The organism is Embleya sp. NPDC005971, from assembly GCF_040629175.1.
Lineage (GTDB): Bacteria > Actinomycetota > Actinomycetes > Streptomycetales > Streptomycetaceae > Embleya.
On the sequence record NZ_JBEXUX010000020.1, the window covers coordinates 69,499 to 93,391 of the forward strand.

Consider the following 23,893-nt stretch of genomic DNA (forward strand, 5'->3'; position numbering starts at 1 on the left):
CGAGGAGCGGCACCCATGGACAGCACGAAGGGCGTCACGGGACCGACCGCCGAATCCGGCGCGGGACGGCATCGGCGCAGCGGCAAGGGCTTCGGTTTCGGTTTGCTGGTCGTGCTCGGCACGTTGTTGATGCTCGGCGGGATCGTCGGCCTGGTCTACGTGGGTGTGGCCACGCTGACCACGATGGTGTTGTTCGGCTGGCTGCTGTTGATCGGCGGTGTGGTCGGCTTCGTCCAGGCCATTCAGGCGCGCAAGGAGAACGCGTTCTGGCTGGTGGTCGCGGTCTCCGCGCTCAACATCGCGGCGGGTGTCGTGTTGTTGCGCCGGCCCGAGGTGGCGGCCGAGGCGCTCACCCTGTTCGTGGCGCTGCTGCTGCTCGGCGCGGGCATGTTCCGTATCGTGGGCGGCGTCGCGAGCATGTCGGCCAAGATGATCTGGACCATCCTGGTCGGCGTGATCGACCTGGTCCTGGGTCTGTTGGTACTGGCCGAATGGCCCAGCAGCAGCCGCTACGCGATCGGCACGTTCATCTCTCTGGCCCTGCTCTTCGACGGACTCAGCCTGGTCAGCCTGGGCCTGACGGGCCGTCGGATCGTCGGCTTGGTCCGCGAGGCGGAAGTCCCCGAAGGGGCCCCGGCACCGCTCGCGCGCGACGAGCACTCCACGGAGTGGAAGGCCAATGGTGAAACCACCCGGGAGGGCACCTTCAAGGGCCCGGACACGATGACCGAGCGCGGGGACCGGGAGCGGTAGCGCCGGACACACCGAACGCCGGACGGGCTGTCGACGACAGCCCATCCGGCGTTCGGTGTGTCCGGTGTTCGAGGGCACTCGGCCCGTCCGGCGGGCGAGGGCGCATCGGCCGCGGGTCCGGCTTCACGTCGTCGGCAGCGGTGCCCGTCGACTCATCAGCAGCGCCGGCAGGAACGCCAGTGCCATGAACCCGACCGCCCACCAGTACGTCCCCTGGAACGTGTCCGCCAACCGAGGCCCGATCTCGTCCACCGCGGCCGGCGACAACATGTGCAGTTCACCGAGCCCCCCGGCCCCCCGCCCGGCGGGCAGGCCCTCGCGCATCGCACCGGCCAACAGCACCGACATCAGCGCCCCGCCGATCGCGGCGGCGACCTGCTGGATGATGGTCAACGTGGTCCCGGCGACCGCGACCTGCTCGTGCGACATGGTGCGCAGCGCCGAAGCGGTGGTCGGCATCAGCGTCATGCCGACCCCGATCCCGGTCACCGACATGCAGGACATCAGTACCCAGTAGGGCGTGTCCGCGGCGACCTGCGTGGTGAAGGCGAGGAAACCGGAGGCGGCGACCACGATCCCGACCAGCACGATCCGTCCCGGCGCGATCCGGTCGCTGAGCCGGCTGGCGATTTGCATGGACACCGCGGTGAACAGCGCCTGCGGCGCACCCAGCAGGCCGGACGCGGTGGCGCTCTCGCCGCGCACCAGTTGGTAGTAGAGCGGGGCCAACATCATCGAGCCGAAGTAGGCGCAGACGAACAGCACCATGGTGCCCGCGGCGGCCACGAACGGGCGGCTGCGGAACAGCCGCAGATCGATCAACGCGTGCTCGACCCGCAACGCCCGGATCACGAAGCCGATCACCAGGAACGCGCCCGACACCGCCGGGACCAACGCGCCGGTGGCGCCGAAGTCGCCCTTCTCGCCGCCGGTGGCCAGACCGTAGATCAGCAGCGCCAGGCCGGGGGAGAGCATCAGCAGTCCGGGCACGTCCAGCGGCCTGGTCGGCTGCGGCGTATCGCGCGGGAAGACCTTGGCGGCCAGAACCAGCGCCACCGCGCCGATCGGCACGTTGATGAAGAAGATCCAGCGCCACGACACGTCGTCCACCAGCCATCCGCCCAGGATCGGGCCGGCGAGCGGGCCGATCAGGATCGGGATGCCCAGGATGGCCATCGTCCGCCCCATCCGGCTCGGATCCGACGCGCGGGCCAGGATGGTCATCCCGACCGGCATGATCAGGCCGCCGCCGAGCCCCTGCAGGACCCGGAAGGCGATCAGCGACTCGGCCGACCAGGCCAGCCCGGCCAGGACGGAGCCGGCGGCGAAGGTGGCGATGGAGAACATGTACAACCGCTTGGTGCCGAATCGGCCCATCGCCCACGCGGCCGCGGGGATGACGGTGGCCAGGGCCAGCGTGTACCCCGTCGCGACCCATTGGATGGTGGCCAGTGGTGCGTCGAAGTCCTGCGCGAGGTGATTGAGGGCGACGTTGACGACGGTGACGTCGAGTACGGACATCACCGAGCCGAGAACGACCACGAGGGCGATCATCGCGATGTTGCGGGACGGGGTGGGGACGGCGGTCGCGGGCGCGCTCGCGGCCGGGGCGGTGGTCGAGGCCATCACGGGCTCCTGGCGTTCGGCGGTGGAATGGCTGCGGCTGCTTCGGAGCGGGTGTTCAGACGCCGTACGGGCGGCGCAGGCGCGTCGACCGGGTGGCCTCGGTCCACCAGGCGAGCTGATCGAGCATCACCTTGGCGGCGGCCTCGGTGCCCGCGACGTCGACCGGCCGGCCCTCGGCGTCGAACTTCTCCCAGGCCATCGGGAAGGCGAGTCCGTCCCGGGTGGTGACCATGTGCTGTTCGGCGAAGACCAGGCGCAGTTGCTCGACGGCGCGCAGGCCGCCGGAGATGCCGCCGTAGGACACGAAGCCCACCGGCTTGCCCTGCCATTCGTTGCGGAACAGGTCGATCATGTTCTTCAGCCCGGCCGGGAAGCTGTGGTTGTACTCGGGTGTGACCACCACGAACGCGTCGGCGGCGGCCAGCCGAGCGCCCACCGCCTCGACCACCGCGGCGGGCTCGCTGCCCATCGGAGCCCACACGTCGGGCAGCCGGTCGTGCGCCAGGTCGATGATGTCCACCTCGAAGTCCCCGTGCCGCTCGGCCGTTTCGGCGAACCAGTTCGATACGACGGGGGCGAAGCGCCCTTCGCGGGTGCTGCCGACGATGACGGCCAGCCGGAAGGTGTCGGTCCGGGTGTGCGTCTCGGTGTGCGTGGCGATGCTCATGGGAACCCCCGGGAAGAGAAAGGCGAACTGTGCGGTGAGGCCCCGGAAGTGCTTCCTCCGAGCGCCTGGTGAAGACGTTAGAAGTTGAAGTCGACTTGAAGTCAACCCCGCCCGTCTTCCTTCCGCCGTACGGCCTTTGCGCAAGCCGGGTGCGGGGGTGGTCAGGTGGTGCGACGAGGTGCTTCGTCCGGCGCGGCGAGGGCCGCGAGGGCGGCGACCGCGGCGAGGGCGATGGCGCCGGCGCACACCATCACCGTCGACGGGGACGTGGCGTCAACGACGGCCCCGCCGACGAGCGCGCCGGTGGCGAGGGTGAGTTGGAAGGACGATGTGAACACGACCATGGCGGCCTCCGGCGCCCGAGGGGCCGAGCGCGCGAACCAGGTCTGGGAGCAGGCCGGGACGGCGCCGTAGGCCGCCCCCCACACCACGAGCAGCCCGACCGCGCCCGCATCCCACCGGCCCAGGACCGGGAACAGCAGCGTGGCCGGCGCGATCAGCGCCGCGCACGTGACGAACGTCGCCCGCAGGCCGCGCACCATGGTCGCGCCCGCGACGAAGTTGCCGACGATGCCGGCCACGCCGAAGGCCAACAGGTAGACGCCGATCAGCCCCCGGTCCACGTGGGTGACCTGCTCCAGGAACGGCGTCACATACGTGTAGGCGCCGAAGTGCGCGATCACGATCAGACAGGTCGCCACGAGCCCGATCCGGATGTCGGTGCCGCGCAACAACCCACGCAACACCGCGGCCCGGGTCACCTGAAGCGGCGGCAGCGGCGGAAGCAGTGCGAGCAGCGCGGTCGCCACCCCCAGCGCGAGTACGCCCAGCACCACGAACGAAGCGCGCCAGCCGATGTGTTCGCCCAGTTGTGTCCCGGCCGGCAACCCCAACACCGAGCCGGCCGGCACCGCCGCGAAGACCACGGCGGTCGCCGTACCCACCGCCCTCCCGTGCACCAGCCGAGGCGCCAACCCCGCCCCGATCGACCAGAAACCGCCGATGGTCACCCCGACCAACGACCGCGCCACCAACACCACCCAGAACGCCGTTGCGATCGCCGCAAGGAAGTTCGCCACCGCCAGCAGCACGATCAGCGCGACCAACATGCCCCGCCGATCCAGCCGCCCGGTGGTCACGGTGACCAGCGGCGCACAGATCGCCGCCACCAGGCCCGGCACGGTCATCAACCACCCCGCCGTGCCGTCCGAGACCCCGAACTCGCCCCCGATCGGCGTCAACAACCCGATCGGCAGGATCTCGCTGGTCACGATCGCGAAGATGCCGACTCCCAGACACACCACACCCGGCCAGTACTGCCGAGGTTCGTGCTCCCGCGTCCGCGCCCGCGCCTGCTCCCGTGCCCGCTCTCGCTCTTGCGAAGCCGGGTCGGTCCGCCCGGTCGTGTGCTCGTCGGATCCGGTCGTGACGGACATGAAGTCCCTTTCGGCGGTGGGGGTGGGGCCCCGACAGCGGGGCGCCCCCAGTACAACCGCCGGCAACCCGTCGGGTCTGGCGGTATCCCGCCGTCAACGTCCCTCCGCCGCCGAGCAGTCGGAGATCGACCGCCACCCGCGCCGACCCGCCGCACCGCACGGGTCGGCTTTACGAATCCGCCCACGGGTCGGCCCCACGGGATCCGTCCACGGGTCGGCCCATCGGCCCTACCGATCGGCCTACAGGTCGGCCGGGGTCAGTGAGTACAGCACGACATCGACCCGACCCGTGTGCAGCCGACCGGCGTTGCGCAGCGTGCCCTCGCGGTGCAGGCCGGCCTTGATCGCCGTCTTGCGCGAGGGGATGTTCCCGACGGCGGCCTTGAGTTCGAGGCGCTCGAAGCCCTGCTCGGTCAACAGCCAGCGCCCGAGCACCCGCGTGGCCAAGGCGGCGATCCCGCGTCCGCGAGCCCACGGCGCCACCCAGTACCCCACCTCGCTGACCAGTTCGTGCCAGTCGGTGCGCTTGAGCCCGATGGCGCCCAGGAGTCGGCCCTCGTCCGGGTCGACGATCGCGAAGTGCACCCCGTCGCCCGACTCGCGCAGCGTGTGCGCCGTTTTCGTACACCAGTCGACGGATGCCTCCAGGGTGTACGGCCGGGGCAGCGGTAACCATCGCTGGACTACCTCGTCCGCACAGGCGGCTCGGTTGTCCTCGGCATCATCGGCGCCGAACGGCCGCAGTGTGATCGGCCCCGCAGGCAGGACACGTTCGGGAAAGACGTCGCTCACTGACCGGATTCGCCCCCTCGTATCGAGTCGCACGATTCTTCCGCCCCACCGACCCACGACGAAAGTGCCGGGCGCGGAATTCACCCACTGCGCCCAATCCCCGACCCGCACCGGGGCGCACGAGTCAGGACAACCAGACCAGTACCGCGTCCCCGGCCTCGGCCGCGGAGCGGAAGAACACGCCGAGCGCCGTGTAGTGCCCGGTGGCGTAATCGAGGGATTCGGCCTGCTCCCAGACGAAGGCCGGATAGACCCCCGCACGCACCAGGTCGGCCGGGCCGACACCCGCGACGAGCCGGTGACCGGGAGTCGCCGACAGAGCCTCGGCGGCTGCTCGAACGCGGTCCGGGGTGAGGTAGCGCGGAACCCCGTGACTCCAGTCGTTCTCGTCCCAGGGCATCGCCTCCGCACCGTGGACGACGTCGACGGTGAAGCCGATCCGCCGGGTCAGGAAGCCCAGGGCGTCCCACGCCTTGTCGGTGTTGTGCGACCGGGCCCGCGTCGGGTCGGGACACCCCTCCGACTCGGCGTCGAGCACGTCGTCGATGAATTCCTCGCCCCACGCCTGGTCGGTGATCGCCCGCGCCAACTCGGCGGGGGCGACTCTCAGGTACTCCCCGACCATGCCCATCGCCGCAGGCTAGCGGCGTCCACCGACAACTTCGCCCAGGGCGAACACGGATCGGGGAGGGGTGGGGGAACAAAGGGAGGCTCTTGTTTCTTGAGTCAATGCAGCGCAACTTTTTCGACTGTGGCTACCTGAGGGGCATGACATGAGCGAGACCATCGGGACCTTGACCCTGCCGGTTCTTCCGCTGGACGACGTGGTCGTCCTCCCCGGCATGGTGGTCCCGCTCGAACTCGATGACGCGGAGACCCGTGCCGCCGTGGATGCCGCGCGGGCCGCCGCGGGGCGGTCCGGTGGACCCGGCATCCGTAGTGAGAGCAAGGCGCGGGTGCTGCTTGTTCCGCGCGACGACGGGCAATACCCGGCGGTGGGCACGCTCGGCGTGATCGAGCAGGTCGGCCGACTGCCCGGGGGCGAGTCGGTCGTGGTGGTGCGCGGCGAGGGCCGGGTGCGGATCGGCAGCGGTACCACCGGGCCCGGCGCGGCGCTGTGGGTCGAGGCGACCCGGGTGGCGGACGTCGAGGCGGACGAGCACACCCACGAGCTGGCCCGCGAGTACAAGGCCCTGGTCACCACCGTGCTGGGCAAGCGCGGCGCGTGGCAGGTGGTGGACCACGTGCAGGCCCTGGAGGACCCCAGCGACCTGGCGGACAACTCCGGCTACGCCCCCTACCTGACGCTCCAGCAGAAGATCGAGGTGCTCCAGACCGTCGACGTCGAGGAGCGGCTGACCAAGGTCGTCGGCTGGACCCGGGACCACCTCGCCGAGCTGGACGTCGCCGAGACGATCCGCAAGGACGTCCAGGAGGGGATGGACAAGCAGCAGCGCGAATTCCTGCTCAAGCAGCAGCTCGCCGCCGTGCGCAAGGAGCTCAACGAGCTCAACGGCACCCCGGACAGCGAGGAGGAGGACTACCGCGCCCGGGTCGAGGCCGCGAATCTGCCGGAGAAGGTGCTGGCCGCCGCGCTCAAGGAGGTCGACAAGCTGGAGCACGCCTCCGACGCGTCGCCCGAGGGCGGCTGGATCCGCACCTGGCTGGACACCGTCCTGGAAATGCCGTGGAACGACCGCAGCGAGGACGCGTACGACATCGCCGAGGCGCGCGCGATCCTGGACGCGGACCACTCCGGCCTGGTGGACGTCAAGGAACGCATCGTCGAATACCTGGCGGTCCGCAAGCGCCGTGAGGAGCGCGGACTGGGCGTGGTCGGCGGACGACGCTCCGGCGCGGTGCTGGCCCTGGTCGGCCCGCCCGGCGTCGGCAAGACCTCGCTCGGCGAGTCGGTGGCCCGCGCGATGGGTCGCTCGTTCGTCCGGGTCGCGCTCGGCGGTGTGCGCGACGAGGCCGAGATCCGCGGCCACCGGCGCACCTACGTCGGCGCGCTGCCCGGCCGGATCGTCCGGGCGATCAAGGAGGCGGGCAGCATGAACCCCGTCGTCCTGCTCGACGAGATCGACAAGGTCGGCTCGGACTACCGCGGCGACCCGACCGCGGCCCTGCTCGAAGTGCTGGACCCGGCGCAGAACCACACCTTCCGCGACCACTACCTGGAGGTCGAACTCGACCTGTCCGACGTGGTGTTCCTGGCCACGGCCAACGTGCTGGAGACGATTCCCGAGCCGCTCCTGGACCGGATGGAACTGGTCCGTCTCGACGGCTACACCGAGGACGAGAAGGTCCTCATCGCCCGGGACCACCTGATCAAGCGCCAGTTGGACAAGGCGGGCCTGGACGTCACCGAGGTGTCCTTCACCGAGGAGGCGCTGCGGCTGCTGGCGGGCGAGTACACCCGCGAGGCGGGCGTGCGCACCCTGGAGCGTTCGCTGGCCCGGGTGCTGCGCAAGGTCGCGGCCCGGCAGGCGCTGGACGCCGACGCGCACCCGCTGCCGATCACGGTGGACGCCGGCGACCTGCGCGACTACCTCGGCCGGCCCCGGCACACCCCGGAGTCGCTGCTGAGCAAGGCCGAGCAGCGCACGGCGGTGCCGGGAGTGGCCACCGGGCTCGCGGTCACCGGCGCGGGCGGCGACGTGCTCTACATCGAGGCGTCGCTCGCGGACCCGGAGACGGGTGGTACGGGGCTGACCCTGACCGGCCAACTCGGCGACGTGATGAAGGAGTCGGCGCAGATCGCGCTGTCCTACCTGCGCTCGCGCGGGGCTGAGCTGGAGGTGCCGGTGGGCGACCTCAAGGACCGGGGCGTACACATCCACGTGCCGGCCGGAGCGGTCCCCAAGGACGGCCCGAGCGCCGGCGTCACGATGACCACCGCCCTGGTGTCGCTGCTCACCGGGCGGCCGGTCCGCTCGGACGTGGCGATGACCGGTGAGGTCTCGCTTACCGGCCGGGTACTCCCGATCGGCGGCGTCAAGCAGAAGCTGCTCGCCGCCGAGCGGGCCGGCGTCACCACGGTGCTGATCCCCAAGCGCAACGAGGCCGACCTGGACGACGTGCCCGAGGAGATCCTGAGCCGCCTCACCGTGCACGCGGTGGCCGACGTACGCGAGGTGCTGGAACTGGCCCTGGAGCCGGCCAACGCCGAGCACACCGTGGCCGCCTGACCCTGCGTCAGGTTGTGGGACCTGCCGCGCGAGCCGCCCACCCGGGCGGCTCGCGCGGCATTTTTCGGCCAGGACCGGACAACCCGGTTGGCCATGCATCTCGATTCGATCACATGATCGGATTGTCTGGTTGCGCGCTGTCATCATGCGCGCATGTGCTATGGAACAGGTGGGGGACCGGGCCAAAGACAGGCTTCCTGTCGGGCTGAGCCCGGGTTTCCGAAGAACGCACAAGCCGCGCGTCCGTTGCGCGGAGCGGGCCGGTGGGCGGCGGGGGTGGCCGCGCTGCTGGCTCTGACGGTGCTGTCGGGTTGTACGGGCGACGACGACAAGGGGTCGGCTCGTCCGACGCCCACTCGCCCTGTGGCCACCGTGACCAACTCGCCTGTCACGGCCCCGTCGACCAGCGCGCCGCCGACCGCCACGCAGTCCTCGTCCGCGCCGCCGACGTCGGCGCCGCCGACCTCGCCGCCGGCCGCCGCGCCGCCGAAGGCCGAGGAACCGCCGAAACAGGACCCGGCCGCAGTCGATCCACCCAAGCAGGATCCGCGCCGACAGGATCCGCCGAAGAAGGATCCGCCCAAGCCGGACCCGCCGAAGAAGGATCCTCCGGCGAAGCCTGATTCCGGGCAGGCCGGTTCGGTCCATCCCGGCGCGTTCTGCGCGCCGGTCGGCGCTCGCGGCACCACGGTCAAGGGCACGGCGATGATCTGCTCGAACAAGGCGGGCGACATCCGGGCGCGTTGGCGAGCCGCCTGACGCCGACCGAGGCACACCTTCGCGGCCGACGTGATCCGTACGGCCCGGCCCCCGGATTCGAACCGGGGGCCGAGCCCGGATGAGTACATCTACTCATGTGCACAACACCCATCCGGCCCAACACTGTTGCCATGACATCGCCGCTGCGCACCAACAACACCCATGGCTTCTTCGTCCAGGCCGCGCTGTCCTTCGGCGTGTCCGTGAGCGCGGTCATGATCGGGATCGTCTACCTCCCGGTGGACCGCTGGATCCGCGCCTTCCTCGGGCTCGGCGTGCTCTACGTCGTGACGTCCAGCATCACCGTCGCCAAGGTCGTCCGTGACCGTCAGGAGAGCGAGGCCGTGGTCAATCGGGTCGACCAGGCGCGCCTGGAGAAGTTGCTGACCGACCACGACCTGTTCAAGAACGACCTGGTCTGAACGCGGGCGGGCGGCGCCCGATTTCGCGCCGCTCCGCTACTGGCCCAGTTCCTCGATCGTCTTCAGGATCCGCTTGTCCGACACCGGCTGCGGCGTGCCCAGGGACTGGGCGAAGTAGCTCACCCGCAGTTCCTCGATCTGCCAACGCACCGCCGCCACCTCGGCCGGAATCGGCGCACCCTTGGTCTGACGGTCCATCAAATCCCGGTAGGCAGCCTGGATCTGATGGACCTTCAGCATGCGCTCGCGGTCCCGCACCGGGTCCGCCTCCAGGCGTTGCAGCCGGCGCTCCATCGCCTGGAGATAGCGATGTACGTCCGGCAGCCGCCGCCAACCCGCCCCGGCCACGAATCCCTTGTGCACCAGCGCCGTGTACTGCGCCTTCAGGTCGGCCAGCGCCGGCGCCAGGGCCGGACTCCGGGTCGCCTTCAGCCGCCCGGCGACGTTGTGCGACGCGCCCAGGATGCGCTCGACCTTGACCACGGTGTCCTCGGTCAGCCGCGGCAGCCCCGCCTTGACCCGGTCGCGCAGCCGGACGAAGCCCGCCTCGTCCCACACCGGGCCGCCCGCGTCCCGGATCAGCATGTCCGCCGCGCACGCGAGGATGTCCTCGAAGAGCGGATCGATGCCCCCGTGCGGGTTGTGACTGAGGGTCAGCTTGGCCATGTTGGGCAGCCTCCCCTGGATCTGCTTGACCGGCGACTGCACGTTCAGCAACACCAGGCGCCGCGTCCCGAGCCGCATCGCGCGCGCCTGCTCCGACTCGCTGTCGAACAGCCGGACCGCCACCGAGGCGCCCTCGTCGACCAGCGCCGGATACGCCTTGACCACCAGCGGCCCGCGCCGCTGCTCGACCACGCGCGGCAGTTCGCCGATGGTCCAGGCGGTCACGCCGGTGCGCTCGATGTCCAGCGTGCTCGCCGCCTCGGACACCGCCGCCCGCATGTGGTCGCGCAGCTTGAGCTTGAGCGCCTCCAGGTCCTTGCCCTCGGCGAGCGTGCGCCGGTCGTCGTCGAGCACCCGGAAGGTCATCCGTACGTGGTCGGGCACCTTCGACAGGTCCCACGTCTCGCGCTTGACCGGCATGCCGGCCATCCGGCTCAGCTCGCGCTCCAGCACGTCCACCAACGACCCCCGGCGGGCCGGGATCCGGGCCAGGATCGCGCGGGCGTAGTCCGGCGCGGGCACGAACCCGCGGCGGATGCCCTTGGGCAGCGCGCGGATGTACGAGGTCACCAACTCCTCGCGCAGGCCCGGGATCTGCCAGTCGAAGCCGTCGCCGGTGAGCTGGTTGAGCACCGCGACCGGGATGTGCGCGGTGACCCCGTCCGCGTTCGAGCCGGGCTCGAACTGGTAGGTCAGCCTGAGCTCCAGGCCCTCCTCGACCCACGTGTTCGGGTAGTCCTCCTCGGTGATCCCGCCCGCCTTGGCGTTGATCAGCATGGACTTCTCGAAGCTCAGCAGGTCCGGCTCGGTGCGGTGGGCCTTCTTCCACCACGCGTCGAAGTGCCGTCCGGAGACCACGTCGGCGGGGATGCGCTCGTCGTAGAAGTCGAACAGGGTCTCGTCGTCGACCATGATGTCCCGGCGCCGGGCCCGGTGTTCGAGCTCCTCGACGTCGGCGAGCAGTCGCCGGTTGGCCGCGAAGAACTTGTGGTGCGTACGCCAGTCGCCCTCCACCAGGGCGTGCCGGATGAACAGTTCGCGGGACAGCTCCGGATCGACCTTGCCGTAGCCGACCTTGCGCGCGGCCACGATCGGCACGCCGTACAGCGTGACCTTCTCGTAGGCCATCACCGCGGCCATCTTCTGTTCCCAGTGCGGCTCGCTGTAGGTGTGCTTGACCAGGTGCCCGGCCAGCGGCTCGATCCACTCCGGCTCGATCCGGCCGGCGATCCGCGCCCACAGCCGCGACGTCTCGACCAGTTCGGCCGCCATCACCCAGCGCGGCGGCTTCTTGAACAGCGCCGAGCCGGGGAAGACCGAGAAGCGGGTGCCGCGCGCGCCGCCGTACTCGCGCTTGGCCGGGTCCATCAGGCCGATGTGCGAGAGCAGGCCGGAGAGGATCGCGGTGTGGATGTGCTGGGTGTTCGGCTCCTGCGGCTCACCGGTCGCCTCGATGCCCAGCGACTTGGCGGCCGAGCGCAACTGGCTGTGCAGGTCCTGCCATTCGCGTATGCGCAGGTAGTGCAGGAACTCGCTCTTGCACAACTTGCGGAACCGGCTGGAGGACAGCTCGTCGCGCTGTTCCTTGATGTAGTTCCACAGGTTGAGATATGCGAGGAAGTCGGATTCCTTGTCCGCGAACCGCGCGTGCAACTGGTCGGCGTGCTGCTGGTGTTCGACGGGTCGCTCGCGCGGGTCCTGGATGGACAGCGCGGACGCGATGATCAGCACTTCGCGGACCACGCCGTTGCGGTCCGCCTCCAGGATCATCCGGGCCAGCCGAGGGTCCACCGGAAGCTGGGACAACTTGCGGCCGACCGGGGTCAGCCGCTTGCGTACGTCCGCCTCGTCCGGGTCCAGCGCGCCCAGTTCCTGGAGGAGTTGTACGCCGTCCTTGATGTTGCGCCGATCCGGCGGCTCCACGAACGGGAAGGCGGCGATGTCGCCCAGGCCCAGCGCGGTCATCTGCAGGATGACCGAGGCCAGGTTGGTGCGCAGGATCTCCGGGTCGGTGAACTCGGGCCGCGACTCGAAGTCCTCCTCGGAGTACAGCCGGATGCAGATGCCGTCCGAGGTGCGCCCGCTGCGGCCCTTGCGCTGATTGGCGGAGGCTTGCGAGACGGCCTCGATCGGCAACCGCTGCACCTTGGTGCGCAGGCTGTACCGGGAGATGCGCGCGGTGCCCGGGTCGATCACGTACTTGATGCCCGGCACGGTCAGCGAGGTCTCCGCGACGTTGGTCGCGAGCACGATCCGGCGACCGGAGTGTTGCTGGAAGACCCGATGTTGTTCGGCGGCGGACAGCCGCGCGTACAGCGGCAGCACCTCGGTGTTGCGCAACTGGCGTTTGTTCAGCGCCTCGGCGGTGTCCCGGATCTCCCGCTCGCCGCTGAGGAAGACCAGGATGTCGCCGGCCGGCTCGCCGAGCAGTTCGTCCACCGCGTCGCTGATCGCCTGGACCTGATCACGATCGTCGGGTCGGCGCTTGGCCGCCGGCTCGTCGTCGTCCTCGTCCTCGTCGACCTCCGCGACGAGCGGGCGATATCGCACCTCGACCGGATAGGTACGGCCGGACACCTCGATGATCGGCGCGTCGTCGAAGTGTTGCGAGAAACGCTCCGGGTCGATCGTGGCCGAGGTGATGATCACCTTGAGGTCGGGCCGACGCGGCAACAACTGTTTGAGGTAGCCGAGCAGGAAGTCGATGTTGAGGCTGCGCTCGTGGGCCTCGTCGATGATCAGCGTGTCGTACTGGCGCAACAGCCGATCGTTTTGCACCTCGGCGAGCAGGATGCCGTCGGTCATCAGCTTGACCAGCGTGTTGTCGCTCGACTGGTCGTTGAAGCGGACCTTGTACCCGACCACGTCGCCGAGTTGTCCGCCCAGCTCCTCGGCGATCCGGTCACCGACCGTGCGCGCGGCGATGCGGCGGGGCTGGGTGTGGCCGATCAGTCCCTGGACACCGCGACCGAGTTCGAGGCAGATCTTGGGGATCTGGGTGGTCTTGCCGGAGCCGGTCTCGCCCGCGACGATCACGACCTGGTGATCGCGGATCGCGGCCAGGATGTCGTCCTTCTTCTGGCTGACCGGGAGGGCCTGGGGGTACCCGATCGTGGGCACGGCGGCGCGCCGGTTCGCGATCCGCGTCTCGGCGGCGTCGAACGCGGTGATCAGGCTCTCGGTCTCGGCGACCTGCTGCGGGCCCTTGCGGCTCTTGCGGGTCCGGTCGAGGCGACGGCGCAGACGGTCCTGATCCCGAAGCATCAGGTGGGGCAGGCGCGCCTGGAGGTCGGCGAGCTGAGATGTGGCTACTGGCGTTCCCATTACGGGGTCAAGGATAAGTGGCACCCCCGGGGCACAGGCCAGTGGATTACTCCCGACGGTGATCGGCGGTGTTTCACTCCTCGATCCCCCTGTCGTGTCAATTGTTGAACGTAGAACTACTTGCTATCCTGGGCCCATGGACACCGTCTCGTCGCCGCGCGCCGTACCGCGCATGCCCGTCCTCTATCTCGGCCACGGTGCGCCGCCGCTCGCGGACGACGCGTTGTGGACCGGCCAGCTCGCCGCCTGGTCCGCCGACCTGCCCCGGCCCACCGCGATCCTGATGGTGTCCGCGCACTGGGAGGACGCCCCGATCGCGCTCGGTGCGACCCGCACGATCCCGCTGGTGTACGACTTCGGCGGCTTTCCCGAGCACTACTACCGGGTCACCTATCCGGCGCCGGGCGCGCCGGAGCTGGCGGCGCGGGTGCGGGCGCTGCTCGGGCCGGACGTGCGGGACGCGCCGGAGCGCGGGCTGGATCACGGCGCGTACGTGCCGCTGGTGGAGATGTATCCGGACGCCGACGTGCCGGTGCTGCAGATGTCGCTGCCCACGCTCGATCCGGTCGGGCTCTACCGGGTCGGCCAACGGCTCGCGCCGCTGCGGGACGAGGGCGTGCTGATCGTGGGCAGCGGGTTCTTCACCCACAACCTGCGCGGCCTGGACATGCGGCCGGAGGCGCCGGCGCCGGGGTGGTCGCGCGAATTCGACCACTGGGGCGACGAGGCGTTCCGGGGTGGTGACGTGGACACGCTGCTCGACTTCACCCACAAGGCGCCCGCCGCGCGCCTGGCGCACCCCCGGACCGAGCACTTGGCGCCGCTGTTCGTCTCGCTCGGCGCGGGCCACGAGGATCTGGACCGGCTGAACCAGGTCATCGACGGCTTTTGGTTCGGCCTGTCCAAGCGGTCCATCCAGCTCGGATGACCTGCGGGGCTGCGTCTGCTGGCTACTTCGGCGCCCAATGCTCCGAAGTAGACCAATGTCGTAAATAAACGGAACTGCGCCACGGCGCGCCACCGGAGCCGTAACGTAGCCGCATGGCTGCCAGAACCCTGCCGCAGAGCTGCGTGGGAGTCGGCTGCATGCTCGTGCGCGAGCATCTGCACACCGAACAGCCCTTCTGGGACGCGAGGTTCTTCCCGTCCGGGGGCGTGCGGGAGGACAGTGGGCTGCTCGTCGCGCTGCTGATGGCGTCGGCGCTCTACCGCGTGGCGCACACCATGGGCATGGCGGACACCGACCCCGACGCGGTGATGCGGGTCCCGGTGGTGCCCGCGCACGCGCTGCTGCGCACCGACCACGACGCGATCGAGGCGGCCCGGACCTTCACGAACCCGGCCGAACTCGACGAATTCCACACCCGGCTCACCCGGCTGCTGCCGGGCCGGGACGCGGTGTGGCCCTCGGTCCGTTGGACCGCCGAGGACCTCCTCCTGGTCTACGCCTACGCCGCGGCGACCCACCGCGTGCTCCCGACCCTGGACCCGACCCGAGCCCTGGCCGACATCGACCCGGGCCTGACGGTGGCGGGGCTGTGGGAGGACTGAGGGGCGGGCGCGGGACCGGGACCGGGACCGTGGTCGTGGTCGTGTGGTCGTGCTCGGGTTCAGGCGGGTGAGATGGTCGCCTTCCACGCGCCTCGGCAGAGGTGCAGGGTGCCGTCCGGGTCGATGACGGCCGTGGCGCCGTATTCCGGCAATCCGCCGTCGGAGAGCCATCGGCTGCGGATGTCGTCCAGGACGGTCCACAGGCGTTGCGGGCCGGACTGGTGCAGGGTCGGCGGTTCGCCGTAGCGGCCGGTGGCCCGGGCCCATGATCCGTCCTCGTGGACCATGACCGCGGTGCGGATGTCGTTCTCGGCCACCCGGTACGCGTGGTGTACGCCCGGGGCCTCCAGCGCGAAGGCCGACATCAGTCCCCAGGTGTCCTGCACGCTGACGACCGGGTATCGGCCGATGCCGACGTCGTCCCCCTCGTCGGTCCAGGCGTGCGCGGTGTCGAGCGAGGGCGGGTAGTCCTGGCCGGACCGAGTGACCATGAACCCGGCGCGCTCCTCGGTGACTTGCCCTCGGGCGCCGCCGTCGGGCGTGGCGTCGGCGGCGATGACCAGGCCGGTGCCGCCGAGGTTGGTCACCAGCCTGCCGCCCGGCCGGAGTGCGGCGAGCCAACTCGTCGGGACGCCGGGTAGGCCGACGGTGGCGACGATGCGGTCATAGGCGCCGGGTAGCGGGCCGGTGATGTCGCAGACCTGCACGTGTGGGTGACGGCCGACCCGCGCCAGGCGGTCCGCGGCGGTGTCGACGAGGTACGGGTCGACGTCGACGCTGGTCACGTGTCGATCGCCGAGCCGGTGGGCGAGCAGCGCGGTGCCGTACCCGGTGCCGGTCACGCACAACGTTTCGGCGCCGTCGGTGATCATCGCCTGGCGGTACATCGCGACGACCAGGCAGGGGAGGGTCGAGGAGGAGGTGGGGTTGCCGGTGGGGCGGTCGGTGGGGTCGGCGTGGTCGGCGTGCAGCGCGCCGAGGCGGGTGACGATGGTGCGGTTGGCGTAGGCGGTGTCGAGCCACCGGTCCGGATCGGAGACGCCGTCGCGCAAGGTCCAGCGCGACCGGTCACGATCGGCCTGCCACCAGCGGGGCACGAATTCGTGGCGGGGGATCTCGGTGATCGGCGCGTGCCAGCGCGACGAGGCGTGCACGGTGTCGGCGGCCAGCGCTGCCGCACGGGATTTCCAGTCCATGGGCCTGCTTTCGTCTTTTGTCGGATGTTGTGCGGCCGTCAGGCGTTGCGGACGCCGGGATTGGGCGCGCAGGAGTCGGACTTCGGTTGGCACGGGGGATCGGCGAGTCGTCGCGGGATGGACTTCGCCAACGCTCGCCAGGGTTGACCGCCGATGATGGTTTCGAGGGATTGGGTGTGTGCGTTGCCGGTGACGACCTGGGCGGACATCGGGCAGGCGGAGACGTCCCCGTCGGGGCCGATGGCGATCTGGCCGTCGGTGCAGTGGCCGCACAACTGGCCTGGGTCGAGGGTGTCGCCGACGGCGGCGCGGCCGATCGCGCGTTGCCGGTCGATTCCGATGCGCGTCACGCCCAGGGCGCGGAGTTCGGCTTCGGCCTCGGTGATGCGTTGGCCTTCGAGGATGTCGACCATCGAGGCGCGCAGCGGGATGCGGTATTCCACGGCTTTGCGGATGTTGGCCTTGGTGCGCTCGTAGGAACCGCGTTGCCGGGTGATCTTCTCGTGCTGGGATGCGAGGTCGCTGTAGTAGGAGAAGCCGAGGCTCACGCCGTCGTGCCGGAAGGTGGCCCAGTGGGGTTCGCGGACGTGGATGAGGTTGCTGAACACCTCGACCCACATGCCGAGCTTCAGGGCGTGGTGGACGAGGTCGGGCAGGTTCGGGTTCAGTGTGGCTTCTCCGCCGGAGAGCTGGGTTTGCGTCGCGCCCAGGGCGGCTCCTTGGTCCAGGACGGACAGCCAGTCGGTGAGCGCCATACTGCCGGCGGTGCCCTGCGGGCCGGACTTGTTGAAGCAGTGCACGCAACTGGCCTGGCAGGCATGGGTGATCGTGAGTCGGACCACCTTGAGGCGTTGGGTGGCGGCCGGTGGGGTTTGCTGGTCGAGGGCTGTGGTCACGCGCGTTGTTCCCTTCGGTGATGTCGTGCCGGGACTTGTTTCCGATGCACGGGACATCACTCAGTGTGTTCGAAAAGTCGCACACTGTCCGGATTTTGAGCGGTTGTCACGCTGAGGCGGCGGCATGCGTTCGCATGAGTGGGCGGGCCGGCGTGGTGGTGGAGTCGGGGCGTCAGGTCGGGCCGGCCCGCCGAAGGGCGGCCACGTCCGGAAAGGCACTGGCCCGAGGCGGCAGCCGCGATGCGGAGGTCGTGCCACGAGGGGCGGTGCTCCCTGGTTGTGCGACCGCATGGACAGTGCTGGGCCGTGCGGGTGCCGAACGTGGCGACGATGCCGACCCACCAGTTCGCGACGGCCAGGCGATACATCTCGGGCGGGAGGGCTGTGTGTACGGGAGCCAAGTGGGCCAGGTGGACGGCCAGGTTCGTGCCGAACCCCACCGGGGGCGGGTATTCGGGGACGAGGGTGTGCCACACACCTCGATCGGTGACGACGATGCCGTCCGGCGCGGCGGTGACGACTCCCAGGGTCAACGGTGGCGTGTCGACCGGTCTCCCGGTTGCGTTGACGAACACCCCCTGGGCGTCGACGGAAGGCGCCTCGTACGCCGGGAAGACTGCGGAGAACCCGGTCGCGGGGTGGATGAGGGACAAGGGGCCGGTGGTGTGGCTGCCGATGGGCGAGGTGTGCAGCCTCGCGTCCAGTTCGCCGAGCGCGAGCGGCACGGTCTCCAGCCAGGCGCGGCAACCGGATTCATGTTCGAGGGTGCGCGAGACGTGTTCTCCCGGTACGACCCACTCGAAGACGGCTCGGCCCAGGTTCGAGCCGGGCAGCAGGGTCGACTCCGCGAGGCGAAGCGCCGGCAGGAACAGGCGGGCGACATCCCCGGCATTGGTGAACGCGACTCCTTGGGCGGGGGACAGGCGGTGGATGCCGACGGTGGAGGGCGTGCGGGACATAAAGGCTCCAGCGGGTGGGCGCGGTGGCGGATCCGGGCGGGAAGGCGGCACGGTGGGGCGAGAGTCCGCCGGGACGGCAAGTCGCCGCATTGGAGAGGGAGTTGGGCCTCGCGTCGATGCAGGGTGGAATGTGCGACGGGAGGCCCGCGCCGGCGCAGCTGGTGGGAGTGGTGCAGGCAGCTCAGCTCTGAGATGACGTGTCGTCAGGAATGGTGCTGTGTCTCGGCTTTCGAACGACCACCGTGGCCATCGCCGCCCAGGGCGCCGAGTCGGTGGGCCGCTCAGGGGTGGCTCGTGGGCTCGGCAAGCCCACGACGACCTGGTCACCGGCGAGCCGAACCACGATGCCGCGACGGCGGTACGGCGGTTCGGGCGACTGGGATTCGATGACCGACCCGTAGTTGGGCGGATGTTCGGATGCCGGTCGCTTCGGTCGCTCGCTCACGACGCGAGGGCCGATTCCTCGGAATCCGGCGGCGGAGCGGGACAGCACAGGCGCACCGCGAGGAAGTGCGGATTGGCCGAGGTCGGCAGTTCGAAGACGGCCCGGACGCACTTGGATGTGCCGTCGGTCAGCCATGAGACGGCGTCGGCCAACTCCTTGACGATGAGCAATCCCCGGCCGCAAGTGCCGTTTGCCGAGGACTTGGTGAGGACCGGCTTCGGAAGGCAGTCACCCCGCGCGTCCCACACCGCCACCACCAACCGACGCCCCGCGATGGCGATACACACCACGATCGGGCGCCTGCCGTAGGTAACGGCGTTCGTCGCCAACTCGTTGAGCGCCAACTCCGCGCTGTCGATCTTCGACTGGTCGATGCGGGCGGCGACACACAGGCCCACCGCCCTCTTCCGTATGGCGGAGAGCGAGGCGACTTCGTCGAGGCCATCCGCATCCGGGCGTTCGATCGCCAACGGCAGGTCATCGGCGCGGGTCGGCAGGCATGTGGTGTCGGTAGGCACGGCTCTCCCCTGGAGGTTGGGGTCGGTGCGGCTGGGTGTTCCTGTTGCACAAGGTGATCTTGCATGCGCTGTGGGTTGCTGTTCGTACCGTGCCAAACTTTCACTGGTGACGTCAATGAAAATCCCAGAGAGAATTTCTTAGTCCCCCGAACGAGCGACATCGTCACGGTCGTTCGTGGTGCAGAATGAGCGCTCACAGGGAGGCAGTCATGGCGAGCACACGCGGTTCGGTCACCGGCGGCAGCGTCGTTGGGCAACGCACGCTCGGTGCGATGCTCAAGGCGGAACGCAAGCGAGTGCGCGGAAGATCGCTGAAGTGGGTCGTGGAGAAGACCCAAAGCGCCTTCTCGGTCAGCCGGTTGAGCCGACTCGAGAACGGAGACGCCAAGCCGACGCGTGATGACGTCAAACTTCTTCTCAAGCTTTACGGTGTGCCGAAGGATCAACAGGGTCGCTTCTACGAGTTGTTGCCTGCGGAGGGCGCGCTGCCAAAACCGCACCTGTGGTACGAGGCGTACGGTTCGATCCTGAGCGCGGACTTGTACCAACGCATCGCAATCGAGCACGAAGCCGTCCGGTCCCAGGAATATTTGCCTCTCGGCATTCCTGGCCTGCTCCAGACTCGGGACTACGCCGCGTTGACCCAGCACGGCGCCTACCTGGCCATGGGTGCCGACGAACGCGCGGACCACACGCGAGTACGAATGCTTCGGCAGGAACGTCTTGACGGTTCCGAACCCCTCGTGCTGACCGCCTACATCACCGAGGCGACGCTCTTGTTGACCGCTGGTGCGGGACCGGAGCTGATGGCGGCTCAGATGCAACGCCTCATCGATGAGGTCGACCGCTCGAACATCACGATTCGCGTCGTGCCCAACAGCGCCGGTCTCAAGGCCATGTACCCCTGCGGCATCAACCTTCTGGAGTTTGGTGACGCCAGCAGCTCGGTCGTATACCTGGACGTAGTCGGCGGGAGTGTCCTGCGCGACAATGAGCGCGACATCCAACGCACACTGCGAGTGTTCGAGGAGTTGGACAGGCAGGCGTTGCCACAGGAGAAGACCCTCGAACTTCTTCACCGAAAATTGAGAGAGATTTCGTGATCCAGAACAGGCACCCCGATGCGCCTTGGCGCAAGTCCACCCATTCGGGAGAGGGCAACGGCTGCGTCACCGTTGCACCGCTCGACTCGACCATCGGCGTCAAGGACAGCAAGCTCAATGCCAGCCCTGTTCAGGAGTTCGCCCCCAGCGCATGGGAGCAGTTCCTGAGCGATGGGTTCCGTTGACATAGAGCGCGGCGGACCGTCGCCCAAAGATCACCTGGAGGGCGGCCCCCGGGTATAGGGGGCGTCCTCGTCTGCGTCACCGTATCTGCCGGCGTTGACACGTTTTGGCCGCCATTCTTCGCGGTGCGCGATTGACGTTCCGCGCGTGGCACCCGTGCGTTGCACAGGCGACGGCGCACTCGGCCACCCGGCTGGTGCGCCGTACGAGCGCGTCCACATCACCGCCGGCGTGCGCCGCGTTCCCGCAGCCTGGATCGAACAGGTCGGCGACAGCGCCACCATCGTCATGCCCTGGGGTACCGACTACACCCCTCACGACCAGATTCTCAGGCTTACCAAAACCGAACCCGGACGCGCGTGTGGGCCGTTCGTTCTACCGTCCTCATTCATAAAACTCCGCGACCAACGTCACGGATATCCCGAGACGTCTTTCCCGGACGACTGGACCGACAACGCGCGCGAGTCCACCCCCGACATCGACATCGGCGATATCACGGGCGGAGCCTACGACCCCGTGCAATTCGTGATCGGCCTCCACGTTCCCAACTGCGTTCCGGACCCCGTACCGGGCACCCTGTGGTTGTACGCCCCCGACATGGGAGCGGGCCCGTCCATTGCAGCGGCCACCTTCGCCGACGGCTACAAGTCCGCCGCGTACGAAGCCGGCCCACGAGACCTGTGGACCGAGGTCCAAGCGGCCTACCACCGCTGGACGAACGCCGGCCAACCACCCGCGCACGCCTTCGGCTTGACCGTCACCGTCGCGGACGACGGCACGGTATGCCAACGCCCGTGGTTCAAGTCCCCCGACAACGAACTCCACGCACCGTGGAAGTCCCCGCAGTAGCAAGGAGTCACGGTTCACCGCGCGCATCGACTCGGGCCTGTTGGACTGGCGCAGCGACTACGGCCGTCACCGGTACAGCGTCATGGAACTCCCCGAACCCGTGGCCCGGGCCACCATCCGGTACATGCGCGACCAGCGGCTGTCCTACGGAGCCCTGGATTTTGCCCTCACCGCGTCCGGGAGTTTCTGTTCTACGAATGCAATCCACTGGGGCAGTACGGGTGGATCGAGGCGTCCACAGGGATGCCGATCTCGGCGGCGATCGCCGATCTACTCCGGAACGGAAGCTCGACGTGAATCCTCCCGCCCCCTCCGCCTCGATCCGGGACGGTGCCCTGTTGCGGCGTCGTCTCGCCGACGAACTCGCCGCCTGCGGGGATCTGCGCACGCCGGCGTGGCGCGTGGCTGTGGAGTCGGTGCCCCGGGAGGTGTTCGCGCCCGAGTGGTTCGAGCGCGTGGACACCGAGCGGGGCACGATGTGGGCTCCCGTGGTCGGAGATGCCGCGACGTTGGCCCGGGTGTACGAGGACGTCACTCTGGTCACCCAACTCGACAACGGAGTTCGTCCCAGGGACGCGACCGGGCCCGTCTTCGGCGTGCCCTCGTCGTCGACGTTGCCGGGCCTGGTCGTGGGGATGCTGGTGGGCGACGGCCCGCAGTTGGACCATGTCCTGGACGTCGACGGCTCCTTCGCGACGCTGTTGCCCCAGCGGGATGGGTCGTGGCGGGTCCGCGAAGGAGGCCCTCGTCGCCTCTGGGACCTCGCCGAGCGGGCTGCGGCCGCATGGCGGGTGCAGCGCTCACCCGCCGTCGACGCCTTCCGCCTGTCGATCACGCCCGATCGACAAACCGTCCACCTTCCCGACAATTCCCTGACCTGGGACCTGCCTCGCGGCTGAGTTCGCCGCTCGCCGCGGCGCCGGCCGGGCGCGCCCGGCCGTCCCCCGGCCGACCGGGAGCCGCGCCGGGGGGAGTGGCGTGGTTGACCCTCACGTGGCGTCATGGCGCATTGTCGGGGGTGTGGAAGAGCACCTGACCGTGGGGCGGGTGGCCGAGTTGGCCGAAGTGACCGTCCGCACGCTGCATCACTACGACGAGATCGGCCTCGTGCGGCCGTCCGCGCGGACCGCGGCCGGGTATCGGGCCTACGCCGTGGCGGACGTCGAGCGACTGCGGGAGGTGCTGGCCTACCGGCGGTTGGGCTTCGGGTTGCGCGAGATCGCCGATCTGGTCGACGACCCGGCCACCGACGCGGTCGCGCACCTGCGCCGACTGCGCGGCCTGCTGCTGGATCAGCGGGACCGCGCCGCGGGCATGGTGACGGCCATCGACAAGGAACTGGAGGCACGGGCGATGGGGATCAGGACCACGCCGGAGGAGCAACTGAGAGGGTTCGGGAAGCAGTTGTACGACACCATCGGGTCCGCCTACCCGGCGACGCGGCGCACCGAGCCGCGGATCGCCGCGCGGGTCTGGGAGGCGCTCGGGGACGCGCGTACGGTGCTCAACGTCGGGGCCGGCACCGGCTCCTACGAGCCTCCCGACCGCGAGGTCACGGCGGTGGAACCGTCCGCGGTGATGCGGGCGTTGCGTCCCGCCGGTGCGGCGCCGTGTGTGGCCGCCGGCGCGGAGAGCCTGCCGTTCGAGGACCGGTCGTTCGATGCCGCGATGGCGTTCAGCACCGTTCATCACTGGCAGGACCCGATCGCCGGGCTGCGCGAGATGCGCCGGGTGGCGCGTCGTGTGGTGGTGTTCACGCACGACGCCACCGACACCGGCTGGCTGCACCGGTTCTGGCTCACCCGCGACTACCTGCCCGAGGTCGCCGGTCTGGTCACCGGTCGGCCCTCGGTGGATCGGCTCGCCCGCGCGATCGGGGCTCGGATGGAGCCGGTGCTCATCCCGTGGGACTGTGCCGACGGCTTCTTCGAGGCGTACTGGCGCCGACCCGAGGCGTACCTGGACGAACACGTGCGCCGCGCGATATCGGTCTGGACCAGGGTCGGGCCGCAGGCCGAGAAGCGCGCGGTGGACGCACTCCGCGCCGACCTCGCCTCGGGCCGGTGGGCCGAACGCAACCCCGATCTGGTCGACCTCGACGCGGCCGAGCTGGGTCTGCGCCTGCTCGTGGCCTGAGTCGTCGGGGAACGCGACCCCGATCCGGCGCGCAAATCGGGGCCGCGTCGGCGCCGCGGCTCAGCCCTCGTCGGCCGGCGTCAAGTCGCTCTCGTAGTGCACGATCGTCGGCGGGACGGCGAAGAACTCGCCGACGATGGCCCGCCACTGCGGGAAGAGGTCGGATTCACGGAAGCCGACCGTGTGCGCCTCCAGGGTCTCCCAGCCGATCAACAGCAGGAACGAGGTGGGGGACTCGACCTGGCGGACCAGGCGGGCCCAGCGGAAGCCGGGAGACTTGGCGACGACCTCGCGTCCGCGCAGGAACGCGGTCTCGAAGTCCGCCTCGCGGCCCTCCGTGACGGTGATGTCCGCGTGTTCGATGATCATGGCAAGCTCCGTGCTTCGTCGGATCGGGTCAAGGCGACACCAGGATATGGAT

22 protein-coding genes are annotated in these 23,893 nt (G+C 69.6%); 11 read left to right on the top strand and 11 right to left on the bottom strand.

The window, feature by feature from the left end:
* Positions 1-15: 15 nt before the first annotated feature.
* Entirely contained in the window at positions 16-753 is a 738-nt protein-coding gene (locus tag ABZ374_RS19550; protein ID WP_360312598.1) for an HdeD family acid-resistance protein, read from the top strand.
* Positions 754-876: 123 nt separating this feature from the next.
* On the opposite strand, the gene ABZ374_RS19555 is transcribed toward ABZ374_RS19550, so the two are convergent.
* The 5 genes from ABZ374_RS19555 to ABZ374_RS19575 all read right to left on the bottom strand — a co-directional run bounded on the left by ABZ374_RS19555 (position 877) and on the right by ABZ374_RS19575 (position 5,905).
* A complete protein-coding gene (locus tag ABZ374_RS19555; protein WP_360312600.1) occupies positions 877-2,379 on the bottom strand; it encodes a DHA2 family efflux MFS transporter permease subunit in 1,503 nt (500 codons plus the stop codon).
* A gap of 55 nt (positions 2,380-2,434) precedes the next feature.
* A complete protein-coding gene (locus tag ABZ374_RS19560; RefSeq protein ID WP_360312602.1) occupies positions 2,435-3,046 on the bottom strand; it encodes an NAD(P)H-dependent oxidoreductase in 612 nt (203 codons plus the stop codon).
* A gap of 161 nt (positions 3,047-3,207) precedes the next feature.
* Positions 3,208-4,482, bottom strand: a complete 1,275-nt coding sequence (locus ABZ374_RS19565) for an MFS transporter (RefSeq protein WP_360312604.1) — start codon at positions 4,480-4,482, stop codon at positions 3,208-3,210.
* 240 nt (positions 4,483-4,722) lie between these two features.
* Positions 4,723-5,274 carry a GNAT family N-acetyltransferase gene (locus ABZ374_RS19570; protein WP_360312606.1) on the bottom strand — a complete coding sequence of 184 codons (552 nt, stop codon included), beginning with the start codon at positions 5,272-5,274 and terminating at the stop codon, positions 4,723-4,725.
* A 124-nt stretch (positions 5,275-5,398) separates the two neighbouring features.
* The gene (locus ABZ374_RS19575; RefSeq protein ID WP_360312608.1) at positions 5,399-5,905 is read right to left on the bottom strand and encodes a YfbM family protein; all 507 of its coding nucleotides are present in this window, start codon (positions 5,903-5,905) and stop codon (positions 5,399-5,401) included.
* A 142-nt stretch (positions 5,906-6,047) separates the two neighbouring features.
* Between ABZ374_RS19575 and lon the strand changes: the two genes are divergently transcribed.
* From lon to ABZ374_RS19590, 3 genes are all read left to right on the top strand, one after another.
* Positions 6,048-8,465: an endopeptidase La gene (lon, locus tag ABZ374_RS19580; protein ID WP_360312610.1), complete on the top strand. Its 2,418-nt coding sequence runs from the start codon at positions 6,048-6,050 to the stop codon at positions 8,463-8,465.
* A gap of 372 nt (positions 8,466-8,837) precedes the next feature.
* A complete protein-coding gene (locus tag ABZ374_RS19585; protein ID WP_360312612.1) occupies positions 8,838-9,224 on the top strand; it encodes a hypothetical protein in 387 nt (128 codons plus the stop codon).
* Positions 9,225-9,355: 131 nt separating this feature from the next.
* Positions 9,356-9,646, top strand: coding sequence for a YiaA/YiaB family inner membrane protein (locus ABZ374_RS19590; protein WP_360312614.1), 291 nt, complete (start codon positions 9,356-9,358; stop codon positions 9,644-9,646).
* 36 nt (positions 9,647-9,682) lie between these two features.
* Here the strand turns inward: ABZ374_RS19590 and hrpA are convergent, their stop codons facing one another.
* Positions 9,683-13,636, bottom strand: coding sequence for an ATP-dependent RNA helicase HrpA (hrpA, locus tag ABZ374_RS19595; protein WP_360312616.1), 3,954 nt, complete (start codon positions 13,634-13,636; stop codon positions 9,683-9,685).
* A gap of 136 nt (positions 13,637-13,772) precedes the next feature.
* Here hrpA and ABZ374_RS19600 point away from each other — a divergent pair, with 136 nt between their 5' ends.
* Both ABZ374_RS19600 and ABZ374_RS19605 read left to right on the top strand, forming a co-directional pair.
* Positions 13,773-14,564 (top strand): class III extradiol ring-cleavage dioxygenase, encoded by a 792-nt coding sequence (locus ABZ374_RS19600; RefSeq protein WP_360312618.1) that lies wholly within the window; start codon positions 13,773-13,775, stop codon positions 14,562-14,564.
* 113 nt (positions 14,565-14,677) lie between these two features.
* Positions 14,678-15,187: a hypothetical protein gene (locus ABZ374_RS19605; RefSeq protein WP_360312620.1), complete on the top strand. Its 510-nt coding sequence runs from the start codon at positions 14,678-14,680 to the stop codon at positions 15,185-15,187.
* 59 nt (positions 15,188-15,246) lie between these two features.
* Here the strand turns inward: ABZ374_RS19605 and ABZ374_RS19610 are convergent, their stop codons facing one another.
* The 4 genes from ABZ374_RS19610 to ABZ374_RS19625 all read right to left on the bottom strand — a co-directional run bounded on the left by ABZ374_RS19610 (position 15,247) and on the right by ABZ374_RS19625 (position 19,201).
* The gene (locus ABZ374_RS19610; RefSeq protein ID WP_360312622.1) at positions 15,247-16,383 is read right to left on the bottom strand and encodes a protein-L-isoaspartate(D-aspartate) O-methyltransferase; all 1,137 of its coding nucleotides are present in this window, start codon (positions 16,381-16,383) and stop codon (positions 15,247-15,249) included.
* Between the two features lie 38 nt (positions 16,384-16,421).
* The gene (locus ABZ374_RS19615) at positions 16,422-17,279 is read right to left on the bottom strand and encodes a radical SAM protein (protein ID WP_360312624.1); all 858 of its coding nucleotides are present in this window, start codon (positions 17,277-17,279) and stop codon (positions 16,422-16,424) included.
* A gap of 56 nt (positions 17,280-17,335) precedes the next feature.
* A complete protein-coding gene (locus ABZ374_RS19620; RefSeq protein WP_360312626.1) occupies positions 17,336-18,238 on the bottom strand; it encodes a hypothetical protein in 903 nt (300 codons plus the stop codon).
* 441 nt (positions 18,239-18,679) lie between these two features.
* Complete coding sequence (locus ABZ374_RS19625) at positions 18,680-19,201, bottom strand: ATP-binding protein (RefSeq protein WP_360312628.1); 522 nt, start codon at positions 19,199-19,201, stop codon at positions 18,680-18,682.
* 209 nt (positions 19,202-19,410) lie between these two features.
* On the opposite strand from ABZ374_RS19625, the gene ABZ374_RS19630 reads away from it, so the two are divergent.
* The 5 genes from ABZ374_RS19630 to ABZ374_RS19650 all read left to right on the top strand — a co-directional run bounded on the left by ABZ374_RS19630 (position 19,411) and on the right by ABZ374_RS19650 (position 23,472).
* Positions 19,411-20,304 (top strand): helix-turn-helix transcriptional regulator, encoded by an 894-nt coding sequence (locus ABZ374_RS19630; protein WP_360312630.1) that lies wholly within the window; start codon positions 19,411-19,413, stop codon positions 20,302-20,304.
* Complete coding sequence (locus ABZ374_RS19635) at positions 20,301-20,489, top strand: DUF397 domain-containing protein (protein WP_360312632.1); 189 nt, start codon at positions 20,301-20,303, stop codon at positions 20,487-20,489. The genes ABZ374_RS19630 and ABZ374_RS19635 overlap by 4 nt, the downstream gene beginning before the upstream one ends.
* A 145-nt stretch (positions 20,490-20,634) precedes the next feature.
* Positions 20,635-21,336 (top strand): hypothetical protein, encoded by a 702-nt coding sequence (locus ABZ374_RS19640; RefSeq protein WP_360312634.1) that lies wholly within the window; start codon positions 20,635-20,637, stop codon positions 21,334-21,336.
* A 293-nt stretch (positions 21,337-21,629) separates the two neighbouring features.
* Positions 21,630-22,235, top strand: a complete 606-nt coding sequence (locus tag ABZ374_RS19645) for a hypothetical protein (protein WP_360312636.1) — start codon at positions 21,630-21,632, stop codon at positions 22,233-22,235.
* Positions 22,236-22,356: 121 nt separating this feature from the next.
* Positions 22,357-23,472 (top strand): MerR family transcriptional regulator, encoded by a 1,116-nt coding sequence (locus ABZ374_RS19650; protein WP_360312638.1) that lies wholly within the window; start codon positions 22,357-22,359, stop codon positions 23,470-23,472.
* A gap of 60 nt (positions 23,473-23,532) precedes the next feature.
* On the opposite strand, the gene ABZ374_RS19655 is transcribed toward ABZ374_RS19650, so the two are convergent.
* Entirely contained in the window at positions 23,533-23,841 is a 309-nt protein-coding gene (locus ABZ374_RS19655) for an antibiotic biosynthesis monooxygenase family protein (RefSeq protein ID WP_360312640.1), read from the bottom strand.
* Positions 23,842-23,893 lie beyond the last annotated feature (52 nt).